This window comes from Kriegella aquimaris (assembly GCF_900103215.1).
Classification (GTDB): Bacteria; Bacteroidota; Bacteroidia; order Flavobacteriales; family Flavobacteriaceae; genus Kriegella; species Kriegella aquimaris.
In genome coordinates this window covers 282702-302206 of the sequence record NZ_FNGV01000001.1, presented here as the reverse complement: position 1 = coordinate 302206, position 19505 = coordinate 282702, and the positions used below count along the sequence as shown (strand labels likewise).

General features: G+C 39.0%; 15 protein-coding genes. 10 read left to right on the top strand and 5 right to left on the bottom strand.

Features of this window, described 5'->3' with window-relative positions:
• Window positions 1-58: 58 nt before the first annotated feature.
• Window positions 59-1297: a glycosyltransferase gene (locus BLS33_RS01310; protein WP_245731241.1), complete on the top strand. Its 1239-nt coding sequence runs from the start codon at window positions 59-61 to the stop codon at window positions 1295-1297.
• A 51-nt stretch (window positions 1298-1348) separates the two neighbouring features.
• Here the strand turns inward: BLS33_RS01310 and BLS33_RS01305 are convergent, their stop codons facing one another.
• Both BLS33_RS01305 and BLS33_RS01300 read right to left on the bottom strand, forming a co-directional pair.
• Window positions 1349-1747, bottom strand: a complete 399-nt coding sequence (locus tag BLS33_RS01305; RefSeq protein ID WP_089886137.1) for a response regulator — start codon at window positions 1745-1747, stop codon at window positions 1349-1351.
• Between the two features lie 10 nt (window positions 1748-1757).
• Window positions 1758-4757, bottom strand: a complete 3000-nt coding sequence (locus tag BLS33_RS01300; RefSeq protein WP_089884506.1) for a PAS domain-containing sensor histidine kinase — start codon at window positions 4755-4757, stop codon at window positions 1758-1760.
• 347 nt (window positions 4758-5104) lie between these two features.
• On the opposite strand from BLS33_RS01300, the gene BLS33_RS01295 reads away from it, so the two are divergent.
• Window positions 5105-5644, top strand: coding sequence for a hypothetical protein (locus tag BLS33_RS01295; protein WP_089884504.1), 540 nt, complete (start codon window positions 5105-5107; stop codon window positions 5642-5644).
• A 98-nt stretch (window positions 5645-5742) separates the two neighbouring features.
• Complete coding sequence (locus tag BLS33_RS01290; RefSeq protein ID WP_089884502.1) at window positions 5743-6585, top strand: 1,4-dihydroxy-2-naphthoyl-CoA synthase; 843 nt, start codon at window positions 5743-5745, stop codon at window positions 6583-6585.
• An 11-nt stretch (window positions 6586-6596) separates the two neighbouring features.
• Here the strand turns inward: BLS33_RS01290 and BLS33_RS01285 are convergent, their stop codons facing one another.
• Window positions 6597-7925 (bottom strand): serine hydrolase domain-containing protein, encoded by a 1329-nt coding sequence (locus BLS33_RS01285; RefSeq protein WP_089884500.1) that lies wholly within the window; start codon window positions 7923-7925, stop codon window positions 6597-6599.
• A gap of 162 nt (window positions 7926-8087) precedes the next feature.
• Between BLS33_RS01285 and BLS33_RS01280 the strand changes: the two genes are divergently transcribed.
• The 4 genes from BLS33_RS01280 (at window position 8088) to BLS33_RS01265 (ending at window position 11705) form a co-directional block, all read left to right on the top strand.
• The gene (locus BLS33_RS01280; RefSeq protein WP_089884498.1) at window positions 8088-9053 is read left to right on the top strand and encodes a 2-hydroxyacid dehydrogenase; all 966 of its coding nucleotides are present in this window, start codon (window positions 8088-8090) and stop codon (window positions 9051-9053) included.
• 69 nt (window positions 9054-9122) lie between these two features.
• Window positions 9123-9524 (top strand): 3D domain-containing protein, encoded by a 402-nt coding sequence (locus tag BLS33_RS01275; protein WP_245731239.1) that lies wholly within the window; start codon window positions 9123-9125, stop codon window positions 9522-9524.
• Window positions 9525-9538: 14 nt separating this feature from the next.
• Window positions 9539-10225, top strand: coding sequence for a peptidoglycan recognition protein family protein (locus BLS33_RS01270; protein WP_089884497.1), 687 nt, complete (start codon window positions 9539-9541; stop codon window positions 10223-10225).
• Window positions 10226-10229: 4 nt separating this feature from the next.
• Window positions 10230-11705, top strand: coding sequence for a M14 family metallopeptidase (locus BLS33_RS01265; protein ID WP_089884495.1), 1476 nt, complete (start codon window positions 10230-10232; stop codon window positions 11703-11705).
• Window positions 11706-12050: 345 nt separating this feature from the next.
• On the opposite strand, the gene BLS33_RS01260 is transcribed toward BLS33_RS01265, so the two are convergent.
• Entirely contained in the window at window positions 12051-12878 is an 828-nt protein-coding gene (locus BLS33_RS01260; protein WP_089884493.1) for an OmpA/MotB family protein, read from the bottom strand.
• Window positions 12879-13078: 200 nt separating this feature from the next.
• A complete protein-coding gene (locus BLS33_RS01255) occupies window positions 13079-14170 on the bottom strand; it encodes a vWA domain-containing protein (protein ID WP_089884492.1) in 1092 nt (363 codons plus the stop codon).
• A 218-nt stretch (window positions 14171-14388) separates the two neighbouring features.
• Between BLS33_RS01255 and BLS33_RS01250 the strand changes: the two genes are divergently transcribed.
• From BLS33_RS01250 to BLS33_RS01240, 3 genes are all read left to right on the top strand, one after another.
• Window positions 14389-16560, top strand: coding sequence for a DUF5916 domain-containing protein (locus tag BLS33_RS01250; RefSeq protein WP_089884490.1), 2172 nt, complete (start codon window positions 14389-14391; stop codon window positions 16558-16560).
• 148 nt (window positions 16561-16708) lie between these two features.
• A complete protein-coding gene (locus tag BLS33_RS01245; protein WP_089884488.1) occupies window positions 16709-17170 on the top strand; it encodes a (2Fe-2S)-binding protein in 462 nt (153 codons plus the stop codon).
• Window positions 17171-17230: 60 nt separating this feature from the next.
• Window positions 17231-19465: a xanthine dehydrogenase family protein molybdopterin-binding subunit gene (locus BLS33_RS01240; RefSeq protein ID WP_089884486.1), complete on the top strand. Its 2235-nt coding sequence runs from the start codon at window positions 17231-17233 to the stop codon at window positions 19463-19465.
• Window positions 19466-19505 lie beyond the last annotated feature (40 nt).

Genomic DNA, 19505 nt, shown 5'->3' with positions numbered 1-19505 from the left:
GTTTTAGATAGTAGAAATTTCCTTTAATTTACCTTTTAATGACTTATCCTCAGTTGTTGTGAAAAAACAGGTTCTTATAATTACCTTGAATTGGCCAGCACCTAATTTTTCAGCTGCCGGGGTGCGGCTATTTCAACTGATGGACTTCTTTAGACAGCAAGACTATCGAATTACCTTGGCGAGTACTGCCGAGAAACATGCTAACGGTATAGTACTAGATGATTCCATCAATAGCGTTAAAATTCGATTAAACCATAATAGTTTTGACGCCTTTATTCGAGGCTTAAGACCACATATCGTTTTGTTTGACCGATTTACGGCAGAGGAACAGTTTGGTTGGCGTGTTGCCGAACATGCACCCCAAGCTATTCGAATTTTAGATACCGAAGATTTGCATTCGCTTAGGGCGAGTAGGGCCGAAGCCGTTAAAACGAATACCACCTTTACCATAAATCACTGGCTGCAAAGCGATAAAACAAAAAGGGAAGTAGCCAGTATTTACCGTTCTGACCTGTCATTGATTATTTCAGGTCACGAAATGCGTTTATTGCGACCTATCATTCAAAATCATGAAGAGCTACTCCTACAGCTGCCTTTTATGTTGGAACCCATTGTTCAAAATACAATCGATTCTTGGCCATCTTTCGAAGAACGCGATAATTTTATGTTTATAGGTTTTGGGGGGCATGCGCCCAATGTGGATGCGATTATTCAACTAAAAACCAAGATTTGGCCATTGATACGGAATCGATTACCGCAAGCCAAACTTCACATCTATGGCGCTAATTTACCCCAGCAGATACATCAAATGCACCAAGTGAAGGAGGGGTTTTTAGTTGAAGGTTGGGCCGAAGAAGTCTCGCAAGTAATGACCAAAGCTCGTATACTTTTGGCTCCCCTTCGTTTTGGGGCAGGTATCAAAGGGAAACTGGTCGATGCAATCCAATATGGTTTACCTTCGGTAACGACGATGATCGGGGCCGAGAGCATGCATGAAAACCTTGATTGGAACGGATGTATTGAAGATGACCCAACTCTATTTGCAAAAACCGCGGTCGAATTGTATCAAAATCAAAGGAAGTGGTCAAAAGCACAACAAAATGGCATTATTATAATAAACACGGTATACGATAAATTCGTCCTGAATAAGCGATTAGAGACTGCATTAAAGCATTTAGAATCCGATTTACATGGGCATCGCAACAAAAACTTCATAGGTAGTCTTTTACAGCATCAAACCCTGCAGGGCACTAAATATCTTTCAAAGTGGATCGAGGAGAAAAATAGCAAACAATAAGTTTTGCTTGCCAACGATGCCATCACATAAAATGGCAAGTCCAAATTTTAGTTATAAGGCATTTATAAGATTTTTAAATTTATCTTCCCTTAATGGTTTTGAAATGTAATCGGTGACGGTGTCAAAACTTTTAGCCCGTTTTAAGTCTTCGGGATCGACGGAAGAGGAAACCATATATATGGTAATTTTCTTTGCGAGCACATGTTCAATACTCTCGTACTCCTCTAGAAATTGAAATCCGTCCATTACGGGCATATCGATGTCCAATAAAATAATATCGGGTAATGCAATGATATCATTTTGATTTTCTAAAATATAGCTTAGGGTATCTTCTCCATTGGAAAAGAGGGTGACTTCACTTCCCTCCAACAAGGGCTTCACCGACTTCATAAGGGCGTACTTGTATATTTCGTCGTCGTCGACTATACAGACATGCAGGGGATTTTTCATATAATGCAATTTAAAATTCAATAGTAAAAATGGAACCTTCGCTAACCTGGCTTTGCGCCGAAATTTTTCCTCCCATAGCTTCTATTTGGGCTTTGGTCATAAATAACCCTACACCCTTAGCTTCCGGGTGATTGTGAAAAACTTTGTTTAGGCCGAATAGCTTATGTCCATGTCTTTTTAGATCGATTCCGAGTCCATTATCCTTAAAACTTAATCTTATAGTTTCATTTTCGATTTCGGAAGTCACGATAATTTCAGGGCTTCGTTCTGGGTGTCGATACTTAATGGCGTTACCAATGATATTTTGAAAAATACTCTCTAAATAAATTTGGTTATACGATAACTTATCGATTTGTGAGAAATCACATCTAATAGATGTACCGCTTTTCGAAATTTGGGCAAGAAGTATATCTTCTGTTTTTTTCAAAGTCTTGGTAAATGAGACTTCGCTGCGTTCTATTGATTTCTCACTTTTAGTTTTTAAAACCTCTATGAGCGTATTCAAGGTCAATGTAAGATGATCAATTACAATTTCAAACTTTTCAAATAGCTCGGTCCGTTCTTCCTCATCTTCGGAAAATTTATAGAGTTCCAAAATACTGTTTAGGTTACTTACTGGTGCCCGCAGATTGTGGGAAGTTATTTGGGTAAAATCGGCAAGTTTATGGTTTTGAGCCATTAGCTCCTCGGTAAGCAATTCTAAATGGTCTTTAGCTTCCAGTATATTGCGTTCGGCCAATCTTTCAACGCTTATATCCCGTATCGCGACCGAAATCAAAAGGCCTTCTTCCGTTTGTAGTGGCCCGAGTGTTATTTGTACGGGTATTTCCTCTCCCTTCTTTTTAATCATATACAGGTCTTCCCCAATGTCCATAATCTGTACGCGTTGACTGACTAAAAACGACTTTTTGTATTGTGCCCGCTTCGCCGCAAATCTTGATGGAACCAACATATCTACCGATTGACCTACTAATTCTTGAGGCCTGTAACCAAACAATTTTTCGGCCTGTTTATTTATGTCTTGGATGATAGAATCTTCGTTTATAATTAGTGTGGCATTTGGTGCGGACTCTAACAAGCCTCTAAATTTAATTTCCTCTGAACGCTGCGCGGTTATGTCTTGGCATGTCCCCAACATTTCAACCAATTCTCCTGATAGATCGGCATTGACAGTTGCCGATAGTTCTACAGTCCTAATCGTTCCATCTTTTAAAACGATACGGTGTATTATTTTTTCAAAAGATTTGTTGTTAAAAAGTTTATCTATAAAAGCAGTTACTTTTGGCCTATCATCAATATGTACATACTCAAAGTAAATATCAAAAGTTATTCCTGAGCTAGTTTCATGATCAAAAATACGATATAGGTTTTTTGACCATTTTACATCGTTGGTGATTAAGTTCCACTGCCAATTGCCTATTTTGGAAATTTGCTCGCCAAAATTCAAGATTTGATTTTTTTTCAGTAAGTCCCTTTCATTTTTATATGCTTCTGTTACGTCCTGACTTATCCCTACAATTTCTATTACTTCGTCTTTTTCATTGGTGAACACTTCTCCCGAGACACGAAGCGTTTTAATCGTACCATTGTCTAAAACAATCCTATGCAATAGAAAATCATCAAAAGATTTTTTTCTAATGGCTTCGGCAATACTTTCCCGCATTTTTTCTAAATCCTCGGGATGAACATAATTGAATAAGGTATCAACGGAAATTTGTGCGCCTTCTTGGATATCGAATATGTGATAAAGATTTTTCGACCAAGTAACATCGTTGGTGACAAGGTTCCAAGACCAATTGCCCAACGTGGCCTTTTGTTCGGCAAAATTTAGAAGTCGGTTATTTTCCAGCAATTTGTTCTCAATGCTCTTTAGTTTGGTTATATCTTGGGAAATACCCAAGACATTTAGCACATCCCCATTTTTATCAATATTGACCTTTCCATTTACTTGAATCTCTCTTACGTCACCATCTATAACAATACGATGAGAGAAACTCTTGAATTTTTTGGTTTTAATTGTGTTTTCCAGATTTGCATGAACGCTTTCCAAGTCTTCTGGATGCACATCTTTTAAGAGCGTACTTACAGCGAAATTTTTATTATGCTCAATCTCAAGCAGGTCAGACATATTCTCGGAACAGGTTACTAATTTAGTCTTGAGATCCCATTGCCAATGCCCTAGCAGTGCTCTTCGCTGAACAACATTGAAAATTTGGTTTTTTTTCAATAGTTCAGTCTCGAAGTGCTTTTTAGTCGAAATATCTTGAGAAATGCAAAGCATACTGGTTATTTTACCAGTCTCATCACTTATGAAATCTCCTAAAACTTGCATTGTTCTTTCGGCGCCATCATCTATAATGTACCGATGAAAAAGTGTTTCAAAAGATTTTGTCTTTACCGATTTCGTTATATGTTCACGCACCATTTCGACATCTTCGGGGTGTACAGCGTTTATCATTGTATCAATGGTAATTGGTGTATCTTCTTCAATGCCAGGTAGGCTATAAACATTTTCGGAACATGTTACCAGATTGGAATCTAAATTCCACTCCCAGTAACCTAAAGAAGCCTTGTTTATGGTGAAGTTTAGAAGCTCATCCTTTTGAATCAGTTTATTCTCCAATGCTTTCTGTTTGCTAATATCCTGTAAAATACCAGCAATTTTTACACATTTATTATCGTTGTATATTCCCTGCGCTACCAAATGAACCCAAATAACTTTATTTTGGGCTGTTTTTAATTCTATTTCTTGATCAAATGGCATCTGGGCAGCTAGCACGTCATCAATTCCTTTGCAAATTTGCGCCGCAAAAGAATCGTTTTTGAAGTAAGACGAACATTCATCTAGTTTTAATATGCCTTGTGGTATTTCTAAAATATCGCAAGATATTTTGTTAAATACAAACGTCTTTGTTTCCAAAAGCAATTCCCAAGAACCTATTCGCGCAATGGCATTAATATCAATTGGCTCAATATCGATAGTTTGATTTTTTTGATTCTTAGTACCCATTGGTAGTATTGCTAATATAATATTTAGCAGGAAATTAAACACTGCTACGCCATGTAAAACTCAAATATAAGTGACAATATGTCTTGTTTTACACACCTAAATTTTTACTAAAATAGATTAAATTGGGATAACCTACTGTATATGTAGGATAATTATTATGTCATAATGTGAAAATTATATGTGGTATTCTTGACCATGAGCATTAAAGGTTTTGGCTAATCCTCAAAATATTTTTTTAAGGTGTAATTGTAAATTCCGTTATCTGGGCACTATGAAGAAATATCATAAAATTTCATAAAAAAGATATATCTTGGGTAGATAGTTTTTTTTAACGAACCTCTTAAATAATGAAAAGAATACTTTTGAGAATAGTAATTGTAATGATAGTTTTTGTCTCTAGCGAAGATTTATTTTCACAAGCCACAGAAGTCACAGTTGTAGACAGCACGGCAAAAGTAGATAGAAGGTTAAAATTTGGTTGTGGGTTTGGATTGAGTTTTGTCGGCGGCACCAATATTGGCCTATCGCCCAATCTTATATACGATGTCAGCAATACAGTAAGTTTCGGCGTAGGGCTTCAGGGGAATTATACCTCGATCAAAGACTTACAGAGCACCACCACTTTTGGAGCGAATGTTCTGAGCCAGTACAGTCCGATTAAAAAACTTACCATGCTATTGGAATTTGCCCAACTAAAGGTAAATACCACAACGGAAGCAGTTACGGGGGACACCAAAAAAGATTATTGGGACTCTGCCTTATTTGTTGGTGCAGGCTTTAATATTACCGATAAAATTTCACTTGGTGCGAAGTACAATATCTTATATGATTCGGATGAGAGTGTTTACAGCAGCCCCATTATTCCCTTTGTAAATATCACCTTTTAGCAAAGTTTACATAATAAAAATAAGCAAAAACACTTTGCCGAATTGTCTTTGTCTTTCCCCAAATAATAGTATTTTGCAAAGCAGTAAAATAGATGCCAATGCAAAAGCCCAACTGGAAAACAGCCAAAGAGTTTGAAGATATTACTTATAGGAAATCTAATGGCGTAGCCCGTATTGCCTTTAATCGTCCCAACGTTCGAAATGCTTTTCGCCCTAAAACCACTAGTGAACTTTACCAAGCCTTTTATGATGCGCAGGAAGATACTAGCATAGGAGTGGTTTTGCTTTCGGCCGAAGGACCTTCGACCAAAGATGGTATCTTTTCGTTCTGTAGTGGAGGCGATCAAAAGGCTAGGGGAGAACAAGGCTATATCGGTGAAGATGGTATGCACCGCCTCAATATTTTAGAAGTACAGCGCCAGATTCGGTTTATGCCCAAAGCAGTCATCGCCGTGGTACCCGGTTGGGCCGTCGGTGGCGGACATAGTTTGCACGTGGTCTGTGATCTTACACTGGCAAGTAAAGAACATGCTATCTTTAAACAGACCGATGCCGATGTAACCAGTTTTGATGGTGGTTATGGGTCTGCGTATTTGGCTAAAATGGTGGGGCAGAAAAAAGCGCGTGAAATCTTTTTCTTAGGAAGAAACTATTCTGCTCAAGAGGCTTATGAAATGGGAATGGTCAATGCGGTTATACCCCATGAAGAACTTGAAGATACCGCCTACCAATGGGCACAGGAAATTCTTGAAAAGTCGCCCACTTCTATAAAAATGCTCAAGTTTGCAATGAACCTTACAGACGATGGTATGGTAGGGCAACAGGTTTTTGCCGGGGAGGCAACGCGATTGGCCTATGGAACGGAGGAAGCCAAAGAAGGTAGAAATGCTTTTTTAGAAAAACGGAAACCCGACTTCGGGAAGGATAAATGGATTCCTTAGGTTTTGACCTATTATCGAATAGAGGCAATGATACCTTTTAAAAAGGTGTTCACATCAAAAACAGACCCATCGGAAATACCGGTTCGAACGACTACCAAATCTTTTGACGGAATTATAAATACCCTTTGTCCCTGGAAACCATTGGCTGAATAAAGGTCTCGAGGTACGTCTGGATATTTTCCACCGGCATTCAGCCAAAAGTGGGCACCATAGGTTCCATTTGAATTAACTGTGGGTTGTTTTATATAATCCACCCAATCCGGTGAAAATAATTGTTCTCCGTTCCAATAGCCTTTATTTAGATAAAGAATTCCGAATTTTGCCCAATCTCTTGTGTTCGCCCATCCATATGAAGAACCGACAAAGTTCCCTTTTGTATCAGCTTCGATAATCATAGAGTTCATTCCTATTTTATCAATTAAGGCTGTATATGGAAAATCTAAATATTCTTGATGGGTGTTGAAGTGCTTCCGCAAAATACCGGACAAGAGATTGGTCGTTCCCGAAGAGTAATTCCAAATTTCGGTCGGTGAGCCTATGGCCTTCTTTTCCTGTTGAACCGTTGTCATATCGGAATTCAAAAATAACATACGGGTTACATCTGAAATTTTAGTATAGTCTTCATCCCATTCCAATCCGCTTTGCATTCGCAATAGATGGTTCAGAGTAATATGCTTTCGCTCGTCGTTCTGCCATGATGCGATGGGGGCGGGGCTGTCTAAATCTAATTTTTCCTGATGAGCTAAAATGCCATATAAGGTACCCAAGACACTCTTGGTCATCGACCAACCCAACATTGGGGTTTCTTTTGTAAACCCCTCGGCATAACGTTCGGCAACAATTTGATTTTTATAAGCAACCAAAACGGTACGCGTTTTTTGACTTTCTGTAGAAAATAAACTATCCACAGTTTTTTGTAATAAAGCATAATCGACATTGTCAAAAACGGTATCCTTCGTTCCATTATTTCCGTAAGGGAAGGGTAGTTCGTTGCTTATGAGTTCCCTATGGGGTGTGGGTATATGGCTTTTCGGATTGTACGAATCATTTATCAGAACACAACCTAAACCTTCGCGACAGATTGTTTTTCGTTCCATAAGACCAAAAATGGTCGCCATGGCCATTGTTGGTTCTGATTCAACTTCCGTAAGGTTAATCAACGGAATACTATTATCACTGTCTGTAACCGATTTGGGAGTGCGATGGGTAATAAAAACGGCGGAAGCCATATTTTTTGATGCATACCCTGAAATGATAGTAAGCTTGGGATAATTGAAATATGCGACCAGAATCAAAAGAACAAGCAATAGCCAGGGAACAAGGCGTTTCAATAACTTCATTTAAAAATTCTTGGTAATTATTAAAAAATAATTAGGCTCTCTGCTGCTGAATTAAATATAAAAATACTTTATTAAATTGTAACTTGTATTATTGAAAACGGCAAAAAACACGGCTGATATTTACTTGGAATAATTCGTGTTGATCGCCCCTAATTATTATAAATGAAAGTATTAGTTTGTTTGGATATTCCTGAAATAGGAATAGCGCTTATGAAAAAAGAAGGGCTAGAAGTCACCAAATGGGACAAAGAGCGCCCGATGACCCCTAAAGAATTAGACGATCTTACTCAAAAACATGATGCCTTGCTATCTACCGGAAGTTATCGTATCGATGTTGCTTTTCTCAAAAAGCATAGCCACTTAAAAATTATTTCACAGTATGCCGTAGGTTATGATAATATTGATGTTGATGCGGCTACAAGCTTTAATATTCCCATTGCGAATGCCCCCAACGCCATGACCGATGCGACAGCTGATATTGCCTTTGGTCTCATATTGGCTACTGCCCGAAAGATGTGTTATATGCACAAACGTATTATTGAAGGGGAATGGAAGTTTTTTAGACCCCAAGCTAATTTGGGCCAAGAGCTCAAAAACAAGACCTTAGGTGTCTTTGGTTTGGGCACTATAGGCATGGAATTGGCGAAACGGTGTAAAGGAGCTTATAATATGGATGTGATTTATTGCAACCGAACGGTAAATTCGGAGGCAGAACGTGAATTGAACGCCAAGAAAGTCGATTTTGAAGAACTACTTCAAAAAAGTGACATCCTTTCCCTGCATTGTGCTTTGACTGATGAGACTCGAAATAAATTTGACAAAGACGCTTTTGTAAAAATGAAGAAAACCGCTATTTTTATTAATACTTCCCGAGGTGGCGTTCATAATGAAACTGATCTGATAAACGCATTGAAAGAAGGGGAAATATGGGGTGCCGGTTTAGATGTTACCAATCCTGAACCCATGAAAAAAGATAACCCGCTCCTTTTTATGGAAAATGTAGCAGTAACCCCTCACATAGGCTCTGCAACAATTGATGCACGAAATCGAATGGCAGAATATGCAGCTCAGAATATTATTGCATGTTATAGAGGAGAAAAAATACCATATGCATTGAATTTATCTTAGTGATATAGCCTTCGGTAATAAAAGAAACCGGTCTTTAAATCCGTACGCAATTAAATTTGAACCATGATTATGAGACAAACTAGAAACCAAATTTGGGGGTTATTGGTATTTGTATTTATGCTGGGATGCGACGATAACAACTATACTTGGAAACCGCTGGAAGTTACTGTCTCGGCTTACAATTCAGTGGAATCCCAAACAGAAAACCACCCAATGTTAGCGGCTTGGGGCGATACTTTAGTACCTGGAGAGCCAAGTATTGCGGTTTCTCAAGACCTTATAAATCAAGGACTTGGGTACATGACCAAAGTAAAGATTGAAGGATTGCCCGGAATTTATGTGGTAAAAGATAAGATGCATAGAAAATGGAAGAATAGCATCGATATATATATGGGGAACGATATTGATAAAGCAAAATTATGGGGTATACAGGGAAAAACAATTTATTACGCCGTCGAAAAAAGAAACTGAATAAAGTTCTAACTATGCACCAAAAAGCAAGAAACAAGAGCCTACCATTTTATATCCTAATCTCTTTTCTTACGATAGTATACTCCTGTTCGAGTTCGAAAAAAATTGTAGATAAAGCCATTATGTTTAATGATGAGCGAGAAAAACTAACCTTGGAGTATTTGTCCGATCGCTACGGGCTTGAGCAAGCTGAACCCACCATTATCCCCCGTATGATTGTGTTACATTGGACGGCAATTCCGACTTTTGAAGGGTCATTTGATGCGTTTGAACGCCCTAAGTTACCTGTCTGGCGCCCTGACATTAAGAATATGAGTCCCCTTAATGTTTCTTCCCATTTTTTAATCGACCAAGATGGTACGATATATCGCCTCATGCCGGAAACTATGATGGGACGGCATGTTATCGGATTAAATCATTGCGCAATCGGCGTAGAAAATGTAGGGGGTACAGAAGACACCCCGTTGACCGAAGAACAGTTGAAATCGAATATCTGGTTGGTTAAATATTTGGCAAAAAAGTATGACATCGAGTATGTGATCGGTCACTACGAATACACGAATTTCGAAGGGCATGAGCTCTGGTTAGAGAAAGATGATGGATATCGTACAAAAAAAACCGATCCTGGTGAAAAATTTATGGGCGATGTAAGAAAGGCCACCAAAAATCTTAATTTTAAACAGGTTCCTTTAAAACAATAATTTCATGATAAAAAAAATTGCCGTTCTCTTTTTTACTTTTTTGAGTAGTATCGCCTTTTGCCAACAAAGCGATATTACCACTTCACTTTATGAAACCTATGAACAGTTTAAAGAGACTACTCTTGACAGGCGCAGAATAAAGCATAATGAGCTTCAGCCTTTAATTTCGAAATATCGTTCCAATCCTGATTTCACGATAAAAAAGGTCGGGGAATCGATTGAGGGCAGGGATTTAAGTTTGATAAGTATCGGCTCTGGGGAAATCGATGTTTTTCTTTGGTCGCAAATGCACGGTGATGAACCTACTGCTACTCAAGCTATTTTTGATATTCTTAATTTTTTGGAGCGTGACCATTTAAAAAAGGAAAAGGCGGCTATATTGGCTAACCTGAAACTTCATTTTTTGCCTATGCTCAATCCTGATGGGGCAGAGGTCTTTCAACGGAGAAATACCTTGGGAATAGATATTAACCGTGATGCACTGCGTTTACAATCTCCAGAGGGACGAACGCTGAAAAGGGTTCGTGATAGTTTAGATGCCGATTTCGGTTTTAACCTTCATGATCAAAGTACATATTATAACGCCGAGCGCACCGAAAAACCGGCTACTATCTCATATTTGGCCCCTGCCTATAACTACGAAAAAGATATCAATGAGGTGCGGAGCAATGCTATGAAAGTTATTATTTTTATGAATAATATCATTCAAAAATACGCTCCAAGTCAAGTGGGACGATATAACGACGATTTTGAACCTCGGGCTTTTGGTGACAATATTCAAAAATGGGGTACTAGTGCAATTTTGATTGAATCTGGAGGGTATCAAAATGACATAGAAAAACAGGAGATACGAAAATTGAACTACGTATCGATTTTGTCGGCCATTTATACCATAGCCAAAGGGAATTATAAAGGTCTGGCTCTCGAAGATTATGAGAAAATTCCTGAGAATGATCGTAAATTGTTCGATTTAAAGATAGCGAACGTGACATATCCTCTTTTAGGAAAAGATTACATTTTAGATGTCGGCATCAATAGATTGGAAGTCGACCTTGAAGACCATACTGACTTTTGGTACAGCAGCCGTATTCTTGACCAAGGCGATCTTTCTACGTACTACGGATATGAGACGCTTGATGCTTCAGGCTTTAAGATAATACCTGGAAAAGTGTATCCTGAAGTTATAACCAACCTAAAAGGTTTAGATTTTCGATCACTATTAAAATTAGGCTATGCCTATATTCGGGTCAAAGGTATTTCCAACAAAGAATTGTATTCCCCCGTTCCTATACATATGATAGGCATGAAATATGAGGTGCCCGATCTACAGATTAAGGTAGGGGAGAACCCAACTTTCTTCTTGGAAAAAAACGGAAAGCCGTACTACGCCGTTATCAACGGTTTCTTGTTTGATTTAAACGATGACGACAAAAAAATGATTTTCAATTCGGCCTTTAAAAATGCTATGATCTTTCGATAGGGCTAATATCCGAATTGGATATTCCTATAAGCACCATTCTCGATTAAAAGTACCATCATTACAAATAAGATAGTCACAATTGTCGAAAATAATAGTACGACAAGATATCTGAACCATTTATTCAATTCGCCAAGGGCACTGTACTGCATTATTTCGTTGATTACATCCATGATTCTCTTTCTTAAAGTTAAATAGCATCATTTTTTTAAGGATGTAGGCGTTCATAAAACTATGGGGTAGTTTGCAATATAACAATTGTTGAACCAAAAACCCTACCTAAAATATTAAAATAAAAAAAGGGAGCCAAAATGGCTCCCTTATCTTTTATAATATAACTAAATAAATTTATAGGCTTTCCGCATCAAGTAGCGCGAAGAACTTGTCTAAATTCGGAATAATGACAATCTTGGTACGTCTGTTTTTTGACATATTTTCTTTAGAGTCATTTTCTACTAAAGGTAAATAGCTGCTACGTCCGGCGGCAATCATTTTTGCAGGATCAACACCATATTTATTTTGTAGAATATCAACTACAGAGGTTGCACGCTTTACGCTTAAGTCCCAGTTATTTCTAAACATTTCGGTATTTATGGTTCTAGAATCGGTATGACCTTCCACCATGACCTCCATACTAGGCTCTGAGTTAATAACCTCGGCCAATTTGCCTAAAATGTTATCTGCTTTGTTGCTGACCCTATAACTGCCACTATTGAAGAGTAATTTATCAGAGATATTGATCATAACTACCGTTTTGTCGATGCTAACATCAATATCGTTTTCATCATCTGAAATTGACTTTTTCAGATTATAGGAAACAGCCAAATTCATAGAATCTTGTAATGTTTTGGCTTGTGACAATTTACTTGGATCCACTTTGGCCAATGTCTGTCGCATTTTTTGCTTAGTGTTGTTGCTCATCACGGCAACATCATCGACTGAGGTCATTTGTGAATCGTTGATTTCCTTTAATGAATTGATTTTTTCATTGTATTCTGTAACCCGAGCTTCAATCTTAGACATCTTCGATTCTAACTCTTCTTTTTCAACTTGCGTTTTTGTCAAGGCACTTTGTGTCGTTTGCAAATTATTCTCTAACGCTACATATTTCTTTTTTGAAACACAAGAGGCTAAAAAAGCAATAACGAGTGTACCTGTAATAATCGATTTTTTCATTTTCTATTTGTATTATATTTTATTCTTACACTGACATATACGCAAGGAAACGGAATAAGGATGTCAGCTGAATAATCGAAAGGTTAAAAATTTAGATACCCTGAGAGATAATGGAAAATTAAAAATCTGATTGTTAGTGATTTGTGGATATAAAAAAAGGCGCTTTTAATAAGCGCCTTTTTAGAAAATTATTAATTTTTTTATTCACAACCACCGGTGAAACCTGTAGCGTTAAACTTAGTCTGTACAGCACCTTGGCGGCTTCCGTCTTTGACTTGAATCGCTAGGTTATTCTCACCACTACCATCACGTTTGGGGCTGCAATACTCAAAAAGATAGAAGCTATTGGCCCGTTGTGATACGCGGAAAGAGATATCGTTGAAAGTACTTTCCAATTCATCTTTGTTAGTGGCAAAAACACTGGCCGTTTTGCCCAAATCAGTTAGCACCTGAGTGTCAATCTCAGCTCCAAGTCCGATTGTGAAATAAGAAATGTTGGGGTCGGCATCATCTACTTTTTTCTGAGCTGCCTGTTGTGTATAACGGGAAGCTTGATCGGTACCGTCTGTAAAAATAACAACCGAGGCTGCCCCGATTTTTCCGCCTTTGGTGCTTTCGTTCAATAAACTGGACGCAATATCGGTAGATTTTATAACGGCACCGTAAAGATCGGTAGAAGGATCATTGCTGATGTCATCGGTTATTCCTTCTATAGAGGCTGTTAATTCTTCCTTTGAATCTGTCAATTCATTTAAAAGATGGAGTTCGTTTTCACCGTCAAACCAATATATGGCCATTTTAAAAGATTCTTGCGTCGTAGCTGGCATTACATTGTCAACAAAACTGATGCCGGCCGCTTTTAATTCCTCTAAGCTACTGCTCAAGACACTGTTACTAAGGTCTAAAACTAGTAGCGTGTTGTTTTTAAAAATTTGAGAGTTTGGAGAAATACGCGCTTGAGATTCAGAAGTGGATATCGTGTTAAAACAAGTATCATTTCGACCTTGTTCATATATAGTAAATTGTTCGGCCGTAAGACCCGGTACGGGATTGCCATTTGTATCGGAAACTTTGAAAAAGATGGACACTTTTCCAGGTGCCGTAGTATATTGTTCTTGAATAGACAAGATCAAATCGCTCTCACCGAGCGCGAGACATTCGTCTACCGGTTTTCCCTTACCCAGTCCGTCACCTGTATTCAGTCCGAAATTTACATCGTCATCTGCATTTCCACAGGATACAAATAAGGTTACAGCAAAAAAAAGCCCAAGAAGATTAAAGCATGATTTCATTTTCAATTTTTTTACGTTCAACCATCACAACGGCCAAAAGGCTTTTAAAGTATAAGCCACTGCAAAAAATAATGTTAAACATTGTTAAATCGAAAGACTAAAAATTCGTAGTTTCATCCACGCAGACTGAGATAATCCCATCAATTAAAGTTTTTTTACTGCGTAAGTTTTGGTAAGTGGTTTATTTATAGCTCGTTAATGTATTTATTATCAAAACAATGAAACAATTCTTTTTGGCTTTTGTCATGACTCTGACGCTACAGGTGTTCGCCCAGAAAAAGAATGAAGCCTTTCAAATTCATATTCGTAAAGTTAGTTCTCCGATTATTATTGATGGAGTGGGGGATGACCAAGTCTGGTCAACCGCAGATGTCGCCAAAGACTTTTTTATGGTATTGCCGATGGATACGGATAAGGCAAATGAAACCTCAGAGATTCGCATGGCTTATGATGATAAGAATATTTATCTATTGGCTACTTTTTACAATAAGGCGGAAGGAGGGTATTTTGTTGAGTCGCTGCGGCGCGATTTTTCATTTGGTAAAAACGATAACTTCTTATTGTTTATGGACCCCTTTAACAACCAGACAAGTGGTTTTTCATTTGGTGCCAATGCCTATGGTGCACAGTGGGACGGCACTATGTACAATGGGGGCAGTGTCGATTTGAATTGGGACAGTAAATGGATCTCCGAAGTAACGCGCAGTGAAGAAAAATGGGTTTTTGAAATGGCGCTGCCGTTTAAATCGATTAGATATGAAGATGGCGTTCGGGAATGGGGCATTAACTTTAGTCGATTAGATTTAAAATCGAGCGAAAAGTCAAGTTGGACCCCTATTCCTCGTCAGCTTCCGACGGCATCTCTTGCGTATACCGGGACTTTGGTTTGGGATGAAGCACCACCATCACCAGGGGTGAATTTTTCAATTATTCCTTATGTATTGGGGGGGCTAAACCAAAACTATGAGGTTGGCGACAAAACTGAAAATGATTTTAAAATCGGGGGAGATGTGAAGTTCAGTTTGACATCCTCATTGAATCTTGATCTGACCGTGAATCCAGATTTCTCACAGGTGGAAGTAGACCGACAAGTAACTAATTTGGACCGATTTGAACTTTTTTTTCCGGAAAAACGACAATTTTTTCTTGAAAACGGTGATTTGTTTGCCAGTTTCGGTTACCCTACCATAAGACCGTTCTTTTCTAGACGAATAGGACTTGGAGTGCCTATTCAGGCCGGGGCTAGAATCAGTGGCAACCTGAACAATAAATGGCGTGTAGGCCTTATGGACATGCAAACGGCAAATGTCGATGAGACCGGACTACCCAGTCAAAATTTTGCGGTGCTTTCCTTACAAAGAAAAGTATTCAGCCGTTCGAGTATTGGCCTTATGTTGGTTAATAAGCAAGCAACCAATTATCCTCTTGAAAACGATTCGCTACAAACGCTATATCCAAAATTCAATCGTAACCTGGGAATGGAGTATAATTTAGCATCTTCCAATGCCTTATGGAGCGGTAAAGCTTTCTTTTTAAAATCATTTAGTCCTGATAAAGACGGGGATGGCGTAAGTCAAGCGGCTCATTTGCAATACACGAATCGAAAATGGAATTGGCGCGTACAAGAAGAATGGGTGGGTAAAGATTATAGGGCAGAAGTTGGGTATGTACCCCGCAATGGATATGTGAACTTAAATGGGGAAATAGGCTATTTGTTTTTTCCAGAAAAAAGTAAAATTGTGAGTCATGGCCCTCAATGGGAAAGTATATACTACTTCAATGAGAATTTCAAAAAGACCGATAATGTCAATATTATCAGCTATGGTCTTAATTTCCGTAATCGTAGCAGTTTTGAATTAGTGACATTCAAAGAATATGTAGGGCTTCTTTCCCCTTTTGATCCTACGCGATCGGGCAAAGAGTTACTTGATGTAGGTTCGGATCATTATTGGACAGGTATTGGCTGGGATTATGCCTCAAAACCACAAAGTCTTTTTACCTATGCCTTTGGTGGTCGTTTGGGAGGGTATTACTCAGACGGTAGTAGAACCAGTATAACTAGTGAACTTGGCTATCGATTTCAACCGTTCGTTAGCCTGAGTGCCAATTTAAACTATAATCACATTAGTTTGCCCGAACCTTGGAATAAGACCGAATTTTGGCTTATTGGTTCAGAGGTCGATATAACTTTTACCAACAAATTGTTTTTTGCCACTTTGTTCCAATACAATGAACAGGCAAAGAATTTCAATTTAAATTCACGGTTGCAATGGCGTTACAGCCCAGCTTCCGATTTGTTCTTGGTATATACGAACAATCAGTTTATTGACCCTTTTACCAAGAGAGACTGGGCGTTGACCTTAAAATTCACCTATTGGTTTAATAAGTAGTTTTAGTTTCATCCAAATACATTCGAAGTCTTTCTTTCCTCATTTTAAGACGTTTTTAAGAAACTGTTAAAGTGCCATTAGTTATCTATTTTTTTTGATAACTTGTAAAGATTATAGAGGCAAAATTCATTAAACTAACTAAAAAGTCATGGCAACCTATCAACTTAACATCAACGGAAAGTCGCATTCGGTCGACGTCAGTGAAGACACTCCTTTATTATGGGTGTTGCGAGACCATCTAGATTTAGTAGGTACTAAATTCGGATGTGGTATTGCCCAATGTGGGGCGTGCACAGTTCATTTGGATGGCAGTGCAATACGCAGTTGCTCCACAACCCTGGCACAAGTGGAAGGAAAATCTATAACAACGATCGAAGGCTTATCGGAAGACGGTTACCATCCGCTACAGGAAGCCTGGAAAGAAGTTGACGTACCGCAATGTGGTTATTGCCAAGCGGGTCAAATCATGACCGCGGCAGCTTTCCTCGAAAACAACCCGGCTCCTTCAAAGGAAGATATTAAAAATGCGATGCACGGCAACATATGTCGGTGCGCAAGTTATAATCGGATTTTCAAAGCTGTTGAAATGGCAGCGGAAAAAATGGGATAATAGCTAGTTTCAATAACTATTCCCCAAAGTCTAGGGTCTAACTAATTTAATTCACGCATCATGTCAACCTCAATACCAAATATAACATTCAGCCGACGTAATTTTATTCGAACTTCCTCATTGGCCAGTGGTGGCCTAATGATTGGGTTTAATCTTTTTACAGCTTGTAAACCCGATGCAAAAGTACCGGTCGATTTGGCCAGTTTAGATTATTCTGATTTTAATGCTTTTATAAAAATTGCAAAAAATGGTGCGGTTACCATTTTTTCACCTAACCCTGAAATAGGCCAAGGTGTAAAAACAGCTATGCCAATGCTCATTGCTGAAGAATTAGATGTGGCCTGGGATAAAGTTTATGTAGAACAAGGGGTGCTTGACACCAAAAACTATACCCGTCAGGTTGCCGGTGGCAGCCAATCTATTAGACACGGTTGGGATGCTTTGCGGCAGACCGGTGCCACAGCCAAACAAATGTTGGTCAATGCTGCAGCTGCACGGTGGGGTATAGAAGCTTCAGAATGCACGGTAAGTGAAGGAGTAATTACAAACGGCAAAGGAGAAACCTTGGGTTATGGCGATGTAGTAGAAGACGCAGCCGTACTGGAAATTCCCGAAAATGTCACCTTAAAGGAGCCCAAAGATTATAAGATAATAGGAGCAGACATTAAAAATGTCGACATCGACAAAATAGTTACTGGAAAACCTTTATATGGTCTCGATTACAAAGCGGAGGGTATGGTTTATGCCGCAGTACTTCGACCGCCTGCTTTTGGTCAAGAATTGGAGTCGTTCGATGCCGAGGAAGCCAAAGCCATGCCAGGCGTCATTGATGTCATTAAAATAGGGGCAAAAGCCAAGGAACTATTAAGTAAGGAAAAAATAAGCTGGACGGCCCAATTGAGCCCTAGCGAAAAAGTAGTAGTCATTGCAAAAACCACATGGGATGCCTTTAAAGGAAAAAAAGCGATAAAAGCTACCTGGAAGGATGTTAGTGCGTTGGAAGATTCCAAATATCAAGACGATAAGCTCGTAAGCTTGCTCGATGGTGTGGAATTTAACACCTTAAGAAATGATGGCGATGTGAATCAGGCGTTTGCAGAAGCCGATAAGGTTTTGGAACGTACCTATGAGTCACCATTTCTACCACATAATACCATGGAACCGATGAATTTCTTTGCGAATGTGACGGCAGAGAAAATTCATTTGGTCGGTCCGGTTCAAACCCCTGAAGAGGCGGCAAACACGGTAGCGCAGTTGCTAGACCGTGATATCGAGGATATTTCTTTGGAAATGACCCGTATGGGCGGTGGTTTCGGAAGACGCCTTTATGGTGACTTTGTATATGAGGCCGCAGAAATTTCCGATGCCATTGGAAAACCTGTTAAAATGGTATCTTCTCGTGAAGACGACATGACCATGGGCGTATATCGCCCTGCAATCAAGTACCGCATAAAAGCAGCCGTAAAAGACGGGGAACTAACTGGGTATTATCTTAAAGAGGCAGCTGTCAATGGTAACATGTACGGCTTAATACCTAATTTCTTTCCCGCGGGTGCCGTTGAAAACTACAAAGTAGATGTTGCCAGTTATCCAAGTAAAATTACTACCGGAGCATGGAGAGCCCCTTATACCAATTTTCTGGCCTATGCGGAGCAAAGCTTTTTTGATGAGTTGGCAGAGGTGATGGAAGTTGATCGTGTTCAACTCCGATTGGATTTACTGGAAAAGGTTAAAGGAACAACAGATGAACGTATTCAATATTCCCCAGAGCGATTGCAGGCTGTTATTAAAGAAGTGGTTGATAAATCAGGTTGGGGCAAGCAACCGGAAGGAGTCTATCAAGGCTTTGTAGCCTATTATTGCCATAATACGCACGTTGCGGAGGTTGCGGATGTTCAAATGGAAAACGAAATGCCCGTAATTAAAAAAGTAACTTGTGTAGCCGATTGTGGTATCGTCGTTAATCCGCTAGGAGCTAGAAATCAAGTAGAAGGTGGAATCATTGATGGTATTGGCCATGCGATGTACGGAGATTTTGCATTTAAAGATGGAGTACCCCAATCTAAAAATTTTGATAGATATAGGCTGATTCGAATGAAGGAAGTTCCCGAAGTGGAAATGCATTTTATAGAAAATGAGTTGGCACCTACAGGTTTGGGAGAGCCAACGTTGCCTCCGGCGGGTGGAGCCATTGCCAACGCAATGAAGGCCGCCACTGGTAAACGCGTATATAAACAACCTTTTATGGCTGATCCGAGTTTTTGGAAGACGACAGCTAAACCTATTATAGGTTAATAGCTTATTTAAAAACTACTAATAAGTGATTTTAATAAAG